The 14,430-nt window shown below is 70.7% G+C and carries 15 protein-coding genes and 1 pseudogene; 11 read left to right on the top strand and 5 right to left on the bottom strand.

The window, feature by feature from the left end:
- Positions 1-375: 375 nt before the first annotated feature.
- Positions 376-783 (top strand): annotated as a pseudogene (locus KQY30_RS33195) (hypothetical protein); the annotation flags it as partial.
- A 231-nt stretch (positions 784-1,014) separates the two neighbouring features.
- On the opposite strand, the gene KQY30_RS33190 reads toward KQY30_RS33195, so the two are convergent.
- Together KQY30_RS33190 and KQY30_RS33185 are read right to left on the bottom strand one after the other, a co-directional pair.
- Positions 1,015-1,962 (bottom strand): M56 family metallopeptidase, encoded by a 948-nt coding sequence (locus KQY30_RS33190; protein WP_217310228.1) that lies wholly within the window; start codon positions 1,960-1,962, stop codon positions 1,015-1,017.
- Complete coding sequence (locus tag KQY30_RS33185) at positions 1,959-2,393, bottom strand: BlaI/MecI/CopY family transcriptional regulator (RefSeq protein ID WP_217310227.1); 435 nt, start codon at positions 2,391-2,393, stop codon at positions 1,959-1,961. Before KQY30_RS33185 ends, KQY30_RS33190 begins: the two co-directional genes overlap by 4 nt.
- 113 nt (positions 2,394-2,506) lie before the next feature.
- Here KQY30_RS33185 and KQY30_RS33180 point away from each other — a divergent pair, with 113 nt between their 5' ends.
- The 3 genes from KQY30_RS33180 (at position 2,507) to KQY30_RS33170 (ending at position 4,452) form a co-directional block, all read left to right on the top strand.
- Complete coding sequence (locus KQY30_RS33180; protein ID WP_217310226.1) at positions 2,507-3,169, top strand: DedA family protein; 663 nt, start codon at positions 2,507-2,509, stop codon at positions 3,167-3,169.
- Between the two features lie 112 nt (positions 3,170-3,281).
- Positions 3,282-4,079, top strand: coding sequence for a phosphatase PAP2 family protein (locus tag KQY30_RS33175; protein WP_217310225.1), 798 nt, complete (start codon positions 3,282-3,284; stop codon positions 4,077-4,079).
- Between the two features lies 1 nt (position 4,080).
- Entirely contained in the window at positions 4,081-4,452 is a 372-nt protein-coding gene (locus tag KQY30_RS33170) for a VOC family protein (protein ID WP_217310224.1), read from the top strand.
- A 46-nt stretch (positions 4,453-4,498) separates the two neighbouring features.
- Here the strand turns inward: KQY30_RS33170 and KQY30_RS33165 are convergent, their stop codons facing one another.
- Positions 4,499-4,987, bottom strand: coding sequence for a GNAT family N-acetyltransferase (locus KQY30_RS33165; protein ID WP_217310223.1), 489 nt, complete (start codon positions 4,985-4,987; stop codon positions 4,499-4,501).
- Positions 4,988-5,168: 181 nt separating this feature from the next.
- Between KQY30_RS33165 and KQY30_RS33160 the strand changes: the two genes are divergently transcribed.
- Positions 5,169-5,525 carry a PRC-barrel domain-containing protein gene (locus KQY30_RS33160; protein WP_217310222.1) on the top strand — a complete coding sequence of 119 codons (357 nt, stop codon included), beginning with the start codon at positions 5,169-5,171 and terminating at the stop codon, positions 5,523-5,525.
- A gap of 156 nt (positions 5,526-5,681) precedes the next feature.
- Here the strand turns inward: KQY30_RS33160 and KQY30_RS33155 are convergent, their stop codons facing one another.
- Positions 5,682-6,500 carry a lipase family protein gene (locus KQY30_RS33155; protein ID WP_217310221.1) on the bottom strand — a complete coding sequence of 273 codons (819 nt, stop codon included), beginning with the start codon at positions 6,498-6,500 and terminating at the stop codon, positions 5,682-5,684.
- 336 nt (positions 6,501-6,836) lie between these two features.
- On the opposite strand from KQY30_RS33155, the gene KQY30_RS33150 reads away from it, so the two are divergent.
- The 5 genes from KQY30_RS33150 to KQY30_RS33130 all read left to right on the top strand — a co-directional run bounded on the left by KQY30_RS33150 (position 6,837) and on the right by KQY30_RS33130 (position 11,930).
- Complete coding sequence (locus KQY30_RS33150; protein ID WP_217310220.1) at positions 6,837-8,039, top strand: L-dopachrome tautomerase-related protein; 1,203 nt, start codon at positions 6,837-6,839, stop codon at positions 8,037-8,039.
- 284 nt (positions 8,040-8,323) lie between these two features.
- Positions 8,324-9,526: an SAM-dependent methyltransferase gene (locus tag KQY30_RS33145; RefSeq protein WP_217310219.1), complete on the top strand. Its 1,203-nt coding sequence runs from the start codon at positions 8,324-8,326 to the stop codon at positions 9,524-9,526.
- A 20-nt stretch (positions 9,527-9,546) separates the two neighbouring features.
- Entirely contained in the window at positions 9,547-10,200 is a 654-nt protein-coding gene (locus tag KQY30_RS33140; protein ID WP_254407441.1) for a DUF1796 family putative cysteine peptidase, read from the top strand.
- 20 nt (positions 10,201-10,220) lie between these two features.
- A complete protein-coding gene (locus tag KQY30_RS33135; protein ID WP_217310218.1) occupies positions 10,221-10,979 on the top strand; it encodes a PIG-L deacetylase family protein in 759 nt (252 codons plus the stop codon).
- Between the two features lie 96 nt (positions 10,980-11,075).
- A complete protein-coding gene (locus KQY30_RS33130; protein ID WP_217310217.1) occupies positions 11,076-11,930 on the top strand; it encodes a YhjD/YihY/BrkB family envelope integrity protein in 855 nt (284 codons plus the stop codon).
- 200 nt (positions 11,931-12,130) lie between these two features.
- Here the strand turns inward: KQY30_RS33130 and KQY30_RS33125 are convergent, their stop codons facing one another.
- Positions 12,131-12,586, bottom strand: a complete 456-nt coding sequence (locus KQY30_RS33125) for a tellurite resistance TerB family protein (RefSeq protein WP_217310216.1) — start codon at positions 12,584-12,586, stop codon at positions 12,131-12,133.
- A 334-nt stretch (positions 12,587-12,920) separates the two neighbouring features.
- Between KQY30_RS33125 and KQY30_RS33120 the strand changes: the two genes are divergently transcribed.
- Positions 12,921-14,204: an LCP family protein gene (locus KQY30_RS33120; RefSeq protein ID WP_254407727.1), complete on the top strand. Its 1,284-nt coding sequence runs from the start codon at positions 12,921-12,923 to the stop codon at positions 14,202-14,204.
- Positions 14,205-14,430: the final 226 nt, after the last annotated feature.

The raw sequence follows: 14,430 nt of genomic DNA, 5'->3' as shown, positions 1-14,430 counted from the left end.
GAATCTGTCAACCACCCGTTAACCCGGGTGTCACTCCATGGCCCCCGCCCGGCCGACCTGCCACACCCGGGCGGATGTGAAGATTCCGAGCCCAATTGTCACGGACTCCCCGGTTCCGCTCCTGTACGGTGCGTCTCCGTCCGATCACATACGGTTTTCGGCCACCGATCGGCATATGCACGCCACTCTGGCCGGATCGGGCTCGTGACAGGTCGTCAACAAGGCCTTCATAGTTGGAACTTCGGGCCCTCCAAAGGAAGATCTCCCCGTCCCGGGAAATCGCCCCACGGAATCGCCCGCCGCACCGCGCGATGTCACTGCCAAGAATTGCGGCCCAGACCACCGGCCTCACAGAACGGCGCAAGGAGAGCGGCCGTGCATGACGAATTCCTTTGCCATGTCACCGCATATGGAGTCTGCGGTGGACAGCGTATCGGCGTACCCCTCGGCACATATCGCGCTCCCACTCTGGCACTTGCACTGTGGTGGTTGCGGGATCGCGCGACATGGATAGCCGAACGGCTCGATCCCAGCCCAGAAAGCAAGCATTTTCCGGCGGAGGCACTGGCTCCGGTGGCGGACACCGTGCCCGACGTCCCGGCGACCCTGCGCGCCTGGCGGGACGATGTGGCCCACCAGGACCTGGTCGCCGAGCACTTGGCCGCAGGACGGCTTCTGCGTGTCGCCACCCGCGACGACACGACGGAATACGAACTGCTCGCCGAATCGGTTGACGCGTTACGAATGGACCGGGCTCTTCCGGTTATGCTCGCGCCCGCCTCGCTGCCGGAAACGCCCCTTCAGGAGCGCTCGTTCGCCGCTACCGCGCTGGCTCCGGCGCACCAGTACCGAAGACACCCGGGCCACACCGGCCGGCAGCGGGTGACGAGCGAGGAATCCCTCGCCGAAACCATGCAGTTGGGCCGGTTGTACGGATGAATTCCCGGACGAGCCCGAAAGGGGGTTCGAAACAGCGGTCCCGGTGATCCGGGGCCGGCCCGCGGCGGCGGACGATCAGTCCGCCGCGCTTTCTCCCTGCGCGATTTCTATATGGTCGTGGAGGTCGTCCGCCGCGCCCACCGCCGTGGCGCCGGACAGCACCACGCAGCACAGCAGTGCGCCCGCGATCAGCCGGCCCGTACGGGACGGCAGCCCCGGGCCGCTCGCTCCACCGCTCCCGCCGAGCAGCGCGGCGACCCGCCGGGGCACCGGCCCCGCGGTCGCCGCCAGGACGGCGCGCGGCCTCGCTCGGTCCCGGTCCTCCCTGGCCGCCAGGGCGGCCCTGCCGATGGCGCGCGCCGCGAGGCGCCGGTCGCCGACGGCCGCCGCGGCGGCCTCGTCCGCGGTGCGCTCCAGCGCGTAACGGAGCGGCTCGCACAGGGCACGCAGGGCCGGGTGGCAGAGCGAGGCCAGTTCCACGGCCGTGAGGAAGAGATGGTGGCGGCCCCGGAGATGGGCGCGCTCATGGGCGAACAGCGCCTCGCGCTCGGCCGGTTCGAGGGCGCGGAGCATTCCCGTGGTCACCACGATCCTGCCCGGCCGCCCGGGCAGGGCGTACGCGTCGGGCCGGGCGTCCCGCAGGACCGCCAGCTCGCCGTCCGTACCGCCCGCGGCGGCCCTGGCCCGGCGGAGTTCGGCGCGGCCGCGGTGCGCGGCGACGGCGAGTACGCCCGTACGCCAGACCAGCAGGGCCCCGGCGACCAGCGCGAGCGCGACGGCCACCACGGGCGGCCCTGCCTTCAGCGGCTCCAGCAGTTCACCGAGAACGGCCACGACGGGCAGGTACGAGGCGCCCGGGACGACCAGCAGGGCCAGCGCGGCCGAACTGCTGGCGGCGAGCACGAGGGCGACGGCGGTGAGCAGCCAGGCGGCGTGGCGCGGCGCCAGGGCCGCGGCGACCCGGCGGGCGGCGGGCACCGCGAGGAACGGCATCAGCAGCGGGACCCAGACGAGGTAGATCATCCGGCGCGCCCGCCGTCCGGACCGTCCAGGCTGTCCACACCGCCGGCCTGATCGTCCATCCTGGGCTCCGCGCCGTCCAGCAGTGAGCGCAGCAGCCGTTCGTCCTCGTCGTTGAGCTGGGAGACGAAACGGGCGAGCACCGCGCTGCGGTCCTCGTCCTTGGCCAGCTCCGAGTGCATACGGCGGGCGGTCAGCCCGGGGGCGTCCTCGGTCGGTGTGTACGCGTAACCGCGGCCCGCTCTGACCCGGGTGACGGTGCCCTTCTCGTACAGCCGCGACAGGATCGTGGTGATGGTGGTACGGGCGAGCCGCGTTCCGAGCGCCCCCTGCACCTGGCCCGGGGTGAGCGGTCCGTCCGCGGCCCACAGCGCCGCCAGCACACCGGCCTCCAGCTCTCCGGCCGGCCGCCGCTCCGCGCTCTCGTCGCCCATGGGGACGCTCCTCCCGTTTCTCGTCTACAGTGAAGTAGACCGTCTACAGCACTGTAGACAATCAGATCGTCACGCAGGACACCCCTGCCCACCATTATGGGAGCAGCCCCCTTATGGCCGTATCCGCGCTCGCCGCGATGCCGCAAGCCGTGAACCTCCTCGACGCGGGATCCCTGCTCTCCGCGTTCGGCGCCCTCGGTATCGCCGTCGTCCTCTTCGCCGAGACCGGCCTGCTGATCGGATTCTTCCTCCCCGGCGACTCGCTGCTCTTCACCGCCGGGCTGCTGAGCGTGCCCGGCGCGACCGGGCCCGCGCATCTCTCGCTGCCCCAGGTGCTCGTCGCCTCGGCCGCCGGAGCCCTGCTGGGGGCGCAGACCGGCTACTGGATCGGCCGCCGGGGCGGCCGGGCGCTGCTGGCGCGCAGCCGGGCCCGGAAACTGCACGAGGGCGCGGCGCGCGCCGAGGAGCTGCTCGACCGGTACGGCCATGCCAAGGCGATCGTGCTGGCCCGCTTCGTACCGGTCGTACGGACCGTGCTCAACCCGCTGGCCGGCGCGCTGAACGTACCCGCGCGGCTCTTCACCCTCTGGCAGGTCCTCGGCGGCGCGGTCTGGACGGTCGGTCTGGTGCTCGCCGGATACGCGCTGGGCTCGTCCGTACCGGATGTGGAGCGCTATCTGCTGCCGATCGTCGCCGTCGTGGTCGTGGTCTCGCTGATTCCGCTGGCCCTGGAGGTGCTGCGCTCGCGCCGCGCGTCCGAAGGGGAGGCCCGTTGATGGCCGGCGTGGCGGGCCCTGTACACGACGGGCGGTTCGACGACAGCCTCCGCACGAAGGGGACGACGATGGCCCTCTTCGGCGTTCCGCTGCCGGCCGCGTGGTGAGGCCCATGCCATCGGGGGCTCTTCGTATTCGTACGGCGGCGCTGAGCGCGCTGTTCGCTGCTGCCTTCGCCCTGCTTGCGGTGCTGGTGACCGGCCGGAACGGGGCCCCGTTCCCGCTGGACCGCGACGCGCTCGACTGGTCTCTGGACCACCGCCCGCCGGAGGCAACGGCGGTGGCCCGGGGCATCACAGCGACCGGCACCGGGGTCCCGCCCTATCTGTGCGCGGTCGTGGCGGGCCTGCTCGCGGGCCCCGGGATACGGCAGTGGCGGCGACAGATGCCGGACGGAGCGACGGATTCGGCGGAACAGGGATGGGCGGGATCTCTGCGATACGGCCTGCCGGCCGCGGCCGGCACCCTGCTGTTCCTCATCGCCGGGCAGCTCCTCCGCCACGTCCCGCTCGCCGCCGTCCACCGCTCGCGTCCCCCGGCGGGCGACTGGGCGACGCATGCCTCCAACTACGCGTTCCCGTCCGGCCACGCCACCACGTCCGCGCTCATGGCGGGCCTGCTGATCTGGGCCCTCACCCGCCGGCGCGGGGGGACCGCCGGCCGCCGGGTCCTCACGTACACGCTCTGCGCACTCATTGCCTGCTGGGCGGTCGCCGTCGGGCTGAGCCGGATCTACCTTGGGGTGCACTGGGCGACCGATGTCCTCGGAGGATGGCTGTACGCGGCCTTCTGGCTGAGCCTCGGCGCGACGCTGCTGGCGCTTGTGCGGGGACCGATGAGTCCGGGCCGCCTCGACCGTCTACCTCTCGGAAGCTCCCCCGGAAGGAACGCGCCCCGAAAGGACGACTGACATGTTCGGCACCACCAAGGCATACAGCGGATTCGCCGTCGACGACATCGAGAAGGCCAAGCGCTTCTACCACGAGACGCTGGGGCTGGACGTGTCCGAGGAGTACGGCCTGCTGCGTCTGCGCCTCGCCGGCGGTACGACCGTACTGGTCTACCCGAAGGCCGATCACACGCCCGCGACCTTCACCGTCCTCAACTTCCCGGTCGACGACATCGACGCGGCGGTCGAGGAACTGGGCCGCCGAGGCGTGACCTTCGAGCGGTACCCCGGCATGGACGCGGACGAAAAGGGCGTCCACCGGTCCGGCGGCCCGTACATCGCCTGGTTCACCGACCCGGCGGGCAATGTGCTCTCCGTACTCCAGGAGCACTGACCGGCCCGGACCGGGCCCCTCGGCGAGCGGCGGCTCAGCGAGCGGCTCACAGCGGACGATGCATGATGTGCAGCCCGACATAGCCCTGTGCGGGGTGCCGGAAGCCCTCCGGCACCGTGCCCAGGATCGTGAAGCCGAGCGACTCGTACAGCTTCACCGCGTACGTATTGGTCTCGACGACCGCGTTGAACTGGATGGCGCGGAAGCCCGCCGTGCGTGCCCAGTCAAGGGTGTGCTCGACCAGTGCCCGCCCCACACCCTGCCCCGACCGCGCCGGATCGACCATGTAACTGGCGGTGGCGACATGCCCGGCGTTTCCGGACTGGTTGTTGCCCATCTTCGCGGTGCCGAGGACCGTACCGGCCTCGTCGACGGCCACGACGGTACGGTTCGGAGCCGTCTGCATCCACCACTCCCGGCCCTGGCTCTCGCCGAGGTCGAGCGGATACGAGAAGGTCTCGCCCGCGGCGACGATCTCGTGGAAGAACGGCCAGATGGCGGTCCAGTCCTTGGTGGTGGCTTCCCTGATCGGCATGCGGCCAGGATGCCCGTGGGGTCCGCCGGGCCGCCAGCGCTTTTCCCGCACCGCGCCGTACCGCACCGGCGGCCCGGGGTTCCCGCCCCCGGGGCAGTGCGCCGTCTTTGCAGGATAATGACCAAGAAAGAGGCGATACCGAGAAGGATCCATGAGGGATCCGAAAAGAGGTGAATCGTCCATGTTCGAAGCTGAGGACATCCGGGAGTGGCGGGGCCACGATGTGGTCGACGCGGACAAGAAGAAGATCGGCTCTCTCGAATCGGTCTATGTCGACACCGCGACGGACGCCCCGTCGTTCGCCACCGTAACCGTCGGGCTGCCCACCAGGCGGCGTCTGGTCTTCGTCCCGCTGGGCGACGCCACGGTCGGTCCCGGCTATCTGAAGGTCACCTGGGACAGGAATCTGGCCAAGGACGCCCCCTCCATCGACACCGACGGGGAGCTGCTCGCGGAGGACGAGCCCCAGGTCTTCTCGCACTACGGGCTGCCTTACACGACCGGCGCGGCGGGCGAGCGCCGGCTCGCGCGCCGCTGAGACGGGCGGGGCAGGGCGACAGGGCCGACCAGAAGCCGGGCGGGTCCTTCCGGCAGGGACCGCCCGGCCGGAAGGGCCCCGGACCCGGACCTCGGGCCTGGGGCTCACACGGAGGACTCAGCGCTGGGACTCGGCGCTGGGACTCAGAACTCGGTCTCAGACGAGGTTCTTCTCGAGGTTCGCCAGATACGCGGGCATGAAGTGGTCGCGGATGCCGTCGCAGGCGGGCGCGAACAGATCGGCCGTACGGCCCGTCACCCGGTCCTTGAGGACATCGACGAACGGCAACCGGTCATGGATCTTCCCGTCGGCGTCGAAGTACTTGACGCCGTCCACATGCGTGAACAGCGGCGCCGGCGGGACCTGCGGCACGATGTCGTTGTTGTTGACGAAACGGTACGTACGGCTCTTCAGGGCGGCGTTGTACGCGGCGGCCAGCAGCCGGTCACAGGTACGGGGCTGCCCGTAGGTGTAGATGCCGTCGGCCAGGATCCGTGGCTCCTCGAAGTACAGCCGGGTGCCCGCGAGCATGGCGAGCGCGCCGCCCAGGCTGTGGCCGGTGAACCAGACGGTCTGGCCGCTCGTACGGAACTGCTTGATGGCGTCGCGCACCTCCGGGTAGACCGAGGCGAGCGCCCGGTGGAAGCCGTGGTGGACGAAGCCCTTGTTCCCGGGGCCGGGGACGGGCGGGGCGTTGCCGTCGGTCAGCCAGTCACGGATCTCCTGGGGCGTGGTCCCACGGAACGCGGTGATGATCATGCGGTCGCTGGCGGCGGTGTACGCCTGGGTGTCGTCCAGGGGGAACGGCATCTCGTGCGGTGACTCGAAGTGCCGGAACCGGTCGAACCCCCATTCGGTCAGGGCCGCTCGGGCGATGTCCTTGTCGCGGTAGGCCAGCTCCGAGGCCTTGGCCAGCCAGTAGGCGTGCGACAGTTGGTAACCGGTCGTCCGATGGTCGATCGGGGCGAGAGGCACGGCATTCCTCCGGTCGGATGCGGGTGTCCATTGGCGAGACCGATGATTTACGACTTTCCGGACTCGCCCCAGGGCCGCGTTCACCCGCACGGGCGGCGTACGGAAGCGCTCGCACCGCGCCCTGGGACAAGTGGCAGGACGGGCCGAACTCCGTACTCTGAGCACAACAGCCACGCGGAAGCCGACGCGAGAACCCGGGCCCGGTTCCTCCGTCTCCGCATCGTCCGCCTCCGCGCGGGATTCCCTCGGCGAGCGACCGCCTCGGACGCACTCGGTCAGGTGACCGACCCGCCCGGCGCTCCTCGATCCGCCCTTCTCCTGAAGGAGTCCCCCATCATGCGCAACTCCGACGCACAGACGGGCGGTTCACCCGCCATACCCAGCCGACGCGCGGTCGTCGCCCTGCCCGCCGCCATGGGCCTGTCGCTGGCGATCGGCTCGCCGCGGGCCGTGGCCGTGCCGCGCGGACCTGCCGCGGCGCGACGTGGTCCGGCGCTCCAGCCGGTCGCCGCCTTCTACGGCGCGATGCCCACGGGGGTCACCATCTCGCGTTCCGGCCGGATCTTCGTGAACTTCCCGCACTGGGGCGACGAAGTGCCCTTCTCGGTGGCGGAGATCATCGAGGGGAAAGCCGTCGCGTACCCGAACCGGCAGATCAACGAGGCCGACCCAGCGGATCCAGCGCGCCACTTCCTCGGCGTGCAAAGCGTGGTCGTCGATGCCGCGGAGCGCCTCTGGGTCGTGGACACCGGCCGTATCGTGTGGGCCGACGCCCCGTACGGCGGGCCGAAGCTCGTCGCCATCGACCTCGCGACGAACAAGGTGGTGCGCACCATCGTCCTGCCCAGGGACGTCGCGGGACCACACAGCTTCGTCAACGACGTGCGGTTCGACCTCAGCCGCGGCTACGCGTATCTGACCGACGCCACCCCCGACCGGCCCACCGGCCTGATCGTCGTGCGGCTGGCCGACGGTGCGTCGTGGCGGTGCCTCGACGACACGCCCTTCACCCTGCCGGCGCCCGACTTCGTACCCGTGATCGACGGCAGACCGTTCCTCAACAAGCCCGGTGCTGCGCCCGGGACCCCCGTCGGCATCGGGGCGGACGGGATCGCGCTCAGCCCGGACGGCACCTGGCTGTACTTCTGCCCGCTGTCCAGCCGGAAGCTGTACGCGGTCCGCACGAGCGACCTCATCGCGTGCCGTGAGGGACGGAATCGGAGCGAGCCCCCGGTGCGCGACCTGGGAACCAAGGGCATGTCCGACGGTCTGGAAATGGACCGGGCGGGCCGTGTCTACGGCGGCGACATCGAACACAACGCCATCGTCCGCCGGGACCTGGACGGTGTGTTCCGGACGGTCGTCCAGGACGACCGGCTGATCTGGCCGGACACCCTGTCCATCGGGTACGACCAGAACCTGTACGTGATCGCCAACCAGCTCAACCGCCAGGCGGCCTACAACAGCGGCCACGACCTCCGGCGCAAGCCGTACTTCCTGTTCCGGGTGCACATCGGCATCGGCCCGGCCAGACGCTGAGCCCGAGACGGTTTTCGGCCGTCCTGCGCTTCCCCGCTCCGCCCGTGCCGCCGCCGGACAGGTCGGCCGCACGGGCGGACGCGAACGTTTTCCGGCCCTGGGCCGGTATCCGGTTCCGGCACGGGACCTGGCCGGAATTCAGCGATCACTCATTCGATTGGTCTGGACCACATACCCGGGTGCCCGCTAGGGTCCCTGCCAGCCGACACCCTGACGAGCCTTCCCCGACCGGCCTCACCCTGTCCCGCTCCCTCGTCGGCTCCGTAACCGAGGGCAGAAGTACCGTGATTGATATCGTTGTCGTACTCCGGGCCGAGGACGCCGTTCTCGACTTCCTGTCCGTACTCACCGATGACCGGGGCGGGGAGATCCGGGTGATCCTCGGCGACCGCGCCGAGATGCTGAGTCTCGCCGCGGGCACGGATCCGGCCGGGCGTCCCGCCCTCCTCGCGCCCCATGTCAGGCCCGTCACGGACGGCATCGTCCCGCCAGGGCCCGAGGTCCTCGCGGAGCTTCTGCTGCGAGCCGGCGCCGGACGGGGCGGACAGGAGAGTCAGGGCGAGGAGACCGTACGGGTCTGGACCCACTCCCCGGCGGACAACCGGCGCAGCCATGGCCGGCTCGGCCGGGACACCGCCGTCGCCTGTGAGGAGATCCGGTACGGCCCCGCCGGACTGCGGCACGCCGTGGGCTTCTCGCCGTACCTCCAGTTCCTCAGCGATCTCGACCGCCCGCTCACGCGACGTCATGTCGCGGCGAAGCTGGATTTCGTCAACCGCCACTGCGCGGAACTGCTGACCGAGCCGGACCCCGAGTATCTCGTCCAGACACCGCGTATTCCGGCCACCGAGCGCTTCTTCGACGCCGACCCCGCCCAGCGCGAGCGGCTCTACGCGCTGCTCGCCAGCCTGGACGACGAGGCCGCTTCGGTCGCGGACCCCTGGGAGTTCGGCAGCTCGCCGTACGAGGAGCAGCGGCTCGACACCACCGCGGCCTGGGTACGGGACCGCTGCGGCACCTCCGGAGGAACCCTGGTGGAGGTGGGGGCCTGCGAGGGCGCGCTGACCCGCCGGCTCGCCGCGGCGGGCTTCTCCGTACGGGCCACCGAGCCCAACCCGGTCTTCAGGACCCGGCTCGCCGCCGCGCTCGCCGGCTCCGGCACGGTCACCGTGGACGGCGCCGATCTCGCCGGACTGGCCAAGGAGGACGGCCCTGCCCGCGCCACCGCCCATCTGCTGATCGAGATGCTCTACTACGGCCAGGACCTGGCGCTCCTCGACGGGCTCGGCACGGACCAGGTCTTCCTCGCCCTCGAACCCGAGGCGCTCGCCTCGCGCGTACGGCCCTGGCTGGAGCGGTCGGCGGTCTGGCGTGCGGAGGAGGAGATCGTCCTCGTACCTCCGCGCGTCGAAACGGTCTGCGCGGGCCGCGCCTATCTCAGCAAGCGCGGCAGCGTGGGGCTGCTGCTGCGGCGTACGGCCGGCTGACCGCCCCCGGGGAGAGCCTCATGCCAGAGATCTACGACCGCTGCGTCGGGCTCGGCTACCACTGCGAGTCCACCCATCAGATCCGCAGGATCACCGGTGACGACCGCGCCCACTTCTTCGACTGGCTCGATCTGGACTTCGAGTCGGTCGTGGAGACCATCGCGGACGACTTCGCGCATGTCCTGCGGCCCGGGATGGTCGAGCCGTTCAGTGACGGCCTCTGCGCGCTGGACCGCGGCTCCGACATCCGTTTCTTCCACGACTTCCGCCCGTCCTCCGGCAGCACCCTCAGCCGGCCGGACATCGAGAGCCAACTCGGCTCCGTCCGCGCCAAGTTCGCGGCGCTCGCGGACCGCTGGCGGGCGCTCGCGGGATCGTCCGCGCGGGTGCTGTACGTCCATCACGACGCCTTCGACGAACTCGCCGCGGCCGATCTGCGCCGGCTGCGGCTGGTCATCGCGACGGCGCACCCGGGCCACCGTTTCGATCTGCTGTGGCTGCGCCGTACCCCACCCGGCAACACGGCCGCCGACGCCCTCGGCCCCGGGATCACGTGGGGCACCGTGGCCGCCGCCCCCGGGCGGTGGCAGGGCGACGACGCCCAGTGGGACGCGGCGTTCCGCGAGGTGCGGTTCGCCGCCGCCCGGCAGCTCAGGACCAGCACCGCACCATGACCGACAGGAGCGCTTCCCCGATGACCACACCGCCCACGCCCCCGCTCGCCCCGGATCCGCCCGCCACGGTGATCCTCTCGCCGCACTTCGACGACGCCGTGCTCTCGCTCGCGGGGCTGATCCCGGCGCTGGACTCCCCGGTCACCGTCGTGACCGTCTACGGCGGGGCGCCCGCCCCCGGCCATGAGGTCTCCTGGTGGGACAGCACCTGTGGTTTCTCCTCGGCCGGAGAGGCGCATCTGGCGCGGCTGGCGGAGGACGCGCGGGCCTGCGCGCTGCTCGGTGCCGAGCCAGTGGCGCTCGGGCATCCGGACGGGCCGTACGGGGACGGCGGTGTGCTCGACGAGATCGACACGTATCTCTCGGGGCTCGATCCACGGACCCGGCTGCTGATTCCGCTGGGCACCAATCAGCCCGATCACGCGAAGGTCCGCGACCGGGCCCTGCATGTGATCGGGGTGCTGGGCAGGCCGCTGCCCCTGGTCTACGCGGATCTGCCGTACACCGGACACCTTCCGGAGTGGGGCACCCCCGAGGCGGAGGCCGGGCTCGCCAAGGACGAGGACTACGGACCGGCCTACCGGGATCTCGACAGCCGGTTCCGGCTCCGGGTGGCGCACGAGCTGAATCTGTCCGACGAGCAGTGGGCGGCCAAGCGCGCGGCGGTGCAGTGCTACGCCTCGCAGCTCGCGCCACTCGCCGTCGACCACGGCAGTGTGCTGGCCCGCGGCGGTCCGCTGCGGGCCGAGCGGGTCTGGGAGCTGGAGGAGCCCGTCTGACCGGGATCTCGTGAACCGCGGGCCGAGGGGTCCGGGCCGGGCACCCATCCGGGGGCCGTGCCCGGACCGTCCCGCCCTCCGGGGTACAGACGACACATGACCAGAAAGCGTCTCGGTGCGGCCGCCTTCCGCCACCGGTTCCAGCGCGTGTACGGCAGGTTCCTGACCTCGCCCGCCGCACTCGCCTGGAACCGGGGCCGGGGAATGGAGCTGATGCACCGGGCCATGAGCTTCGCCGCGCTCGGCTTTCTGACGCTGGTGCCCCTGCTGGTCCTGGTCGCGGCGGCCGACCCGGCGAGCGGCGAGGGGTTCGCCCGCTGGCTGGGGCAGGGGCTCGGGGTGTCGCCGACGGCGCAGCGGGAGATCCAGGAACTGTTCGGCAGACCGGGGACGGCACTCCAGCGCACGACGGCTTTCGGTCTCGCGGCGCTCGCCGCCTTCGGTCTCACCTTCGGCTCGGCGGTGCAGATCGGTTACGAGAAGGTCTGGGAGCTGCCGACGGCCCGCTGGCACACGATGTGGCGCCATGTCGTCTGGCTCGCGGTGCTGGTCTTCTTCCTGCTGCTCTTCGTCAATACGGGGGTGTCCTCGGAGTCCAGGTTCGAGGTGGTGCTGTCGACCGTGGGCGATCTGGTCGGCACGTTCCTCTTCTTCTGGTGGTCCCAGCGCTTTCTGCTGGCCGGCCGCGTCCTGTGGCGCGCGCTGGTTCCCGGCGCCATCGCGACCGCCCTGGGGCTGCTCGGTCTGCGGGTGTTCTCAAGGCTGGTGTTCTCGCCCCTGATCGCCGCGAACGCCGTCACCTACGGCCCGTTCGGGACGGTGCTGGTGCTTCAGTCCTGGCTCGTCGGGGTCGGTTTCGTGGTGTACGGGAGCGCGCTGGTGGGGCGGCTTTACCACGAGCACCGCACGCATCTGCGCCTCCAGCGGGAGATCGAGGCCGAGGAGATCTGACGGCAGTGCCCACGGGGAGGGCAGGGCTTCGCCGACTCGTCCGGGCCGTGCGCGACCGGTCCGAGTGCCTGACCGGCCCGAGCCGTGCTTCCGCGAGGTGCGCCGGGGGGCGTGCCGGGGGGCGTGCCGTGTGGGGCCGGCACGCCCCGGCTCATGAACGTACGCCCCGGATCATGGCCGTACGCCGAAGCGCCCGACGCTCAGAGGTCGAACTCCTCCGGCGCGATACCGACGGCGAAGCACGCCTCCCGGACGACGGCCCGCTCGGTCTCGTCGAAGTTGCCGTCGGCGCCGCCGATGACGATGCCGATCTGGATGACCGCGCGCGCCTCGGTGGGCTTCTTGGCGACCTTGGCAATGGTCTGAAGGACACCAACCTTGCCGAATTCGAAGTCGAGCGTCAGCTTCTGGCAGTAGTCCTCGAACCGCGCCCTGAGGTCGTCGGCGGGGAAGTTCTGGAGCACCTCGTTGGTCATGATCAGCGAGGCGACGCGGTGCCGCTCGGACGGGTCGACCGAGCCGTCGGCGGCGGCGACCAGGGCGCACATGGCCATGCTCGCGTCGCGGAAGGCGCCGCTCTTGAGGTCGTTCTTCTTGGCGTTGAGCTGTGCCTGCATCGACGAGGCGGAATCCTTGATGCGGTCCCACAGGGCCACGGGAAGTCTCCTGGGAGTGTTGGTCGGTTGCGGTGGCCGGTCGCAACGGGCCGGTCCGTAGCGCAAATCTACAGCACTGTAGAAACCGGCCCCAGCCGCCTCTACACGCTTGTAGAGAAAGTAGAGTCTACGCATCGCGCAGGGCGATGACCGGCATGGCGGCGCATGGGCAGTGGCGCCGTCGGGCCGGGACGGGGGACGGAGGAACAGTGTGGGCACGAAATCGAGTGGACGGCACGGCCCCTCGGCGGACGGCGGCCGGGACGCCGGGAGCCCCCCGGGCCGTACCAGGCTCACCAGGAGGGGCCGGATAGCTGTCTGGTCCTGCGGAACCCTGGCGGTCGGGCTGATCGCCGCGGCGGGCGGGGCCGCCTGGATCTACCAGAATCTCGACGGCAACATCCACTCCGCTGACTTCGACAACAAGGTCGGCGGCGGGCGCCCGGTCAAATCGAGTCCCGGCTCCAAGAACATCCTGGTCGTGGGTTCCGACTCACGGGCGGGCGCGAACGCCGCGTACGGCAGGAACCTCACCACCATGCAGTCGGACACGCTGATGGTGCTGCATGTGGCCGCCAACCGGAAATGGGCCACCGTGGTCTCGCTCCCCCGGGACTCCTGGGTGGCCATCCCGGCCTGCGACCGGGGCGACGGCAGCCGGTCCACACCGCACCACTTCAAGATCAACGAGGCCTTCGCCATAGGCGGTACGAGCGGCGAGATCGCGGGCGCGGCCGCCTGCACCGTCAAGACCGTGGAACAGAACACCGGGCTGCGCATCGACCACTTCATGTCCGTCGACTTCCAGGGCTTCAAGGGCATGGTCAACGCGCTGGACGGGATAGAGGTCTGCCCGGAGGCGCCGATCCATGACACCAAGGCCCATCTGAACCTGGCCGCCGGCTGCCAGACCGTCAGGGACGAAAAGGCCCTCGGGTACGTACGGACGCGCTACAGCATCGGGGACAGCTCCGACCTGGGGCGTATCGGACGGCAGCAGGAGTTCATGGAGGCACTGGCGGACAAGGCACGGTCGAAGCTCACCAGCCCGGGCGCGCTGTACGGATTCCTGGACTCCGCCACCCGGTCGCTGACCACGGACGGGGAACTGGCGGGGCTCGCTCCGCTCTCCGCCCTCGCCTCGGAGATCAAGGACGTACCCCGCGACCGGCTGACCTTTCTGACCGTGCCGAACTATGTGCGCGAGGCCGATGTGCCGACGGACCGGGCCAATGTCGTCTGGCAGTATCCGCAGGCCGCCGATCTGTTCACCGCCCTGGCGAAGGACAAGGAAGTGGACAAGGAGCGGCTGGCGGCCGGCTCCCGGAATCCGGTGTACGCCCACACCGTGCGGGTCCAGGTCCTCAACGGCACCGGCACCCAGGGGCGGGCCGCGGAGGTCGCGGACGCTCTCGGCACGGCGGGATACACGGTCACCGGGACCGGCAACGCGCCGGAGCGCACCCGCGGGACCACGGTCGTCCATCCGCCGGGGCTGGCGGCGGAGGCCGAGGTACTGGCCTCGCGGCTGCCGGGCAGTGTCACGCGCGAGGACGCGGGAGCCGCCCCCGGGCTGGTCACGCTGACCGTGGGCACGGAATTCAAGGCGCCCCGATGATCCGTGGATCCGTATCCAAACGCGCCGGCCGCCGGATGGCGGGTGCTGGACATCACGTTGCGCAGCTTTGCGATTCCTTTACGATAGCGGGAGCGGTGTTCGCACCGCCTCGTGGCGACCTGCCATGGCCTGACCGCTTGACCTCGCAGTATCTCGACATTTCGATATCTGGACCACCTGATCACAGAAGGAGCCGCGGTCCCGCAATGGGTGAGCCTCCCAGTAC

This window comes from Streptomyces sp. GMY02 (genome assembly GCF_019056675.1).
Lineage (GTDB): Bacteria > Actinomycetota > Actinomycetes > Streptomycetales > Streptomycetaceae > Streptomyces > Streptomyces odonnellii.
This window is presented reverse-complemented; position numbering and strand designations above follow the sequence as displayed.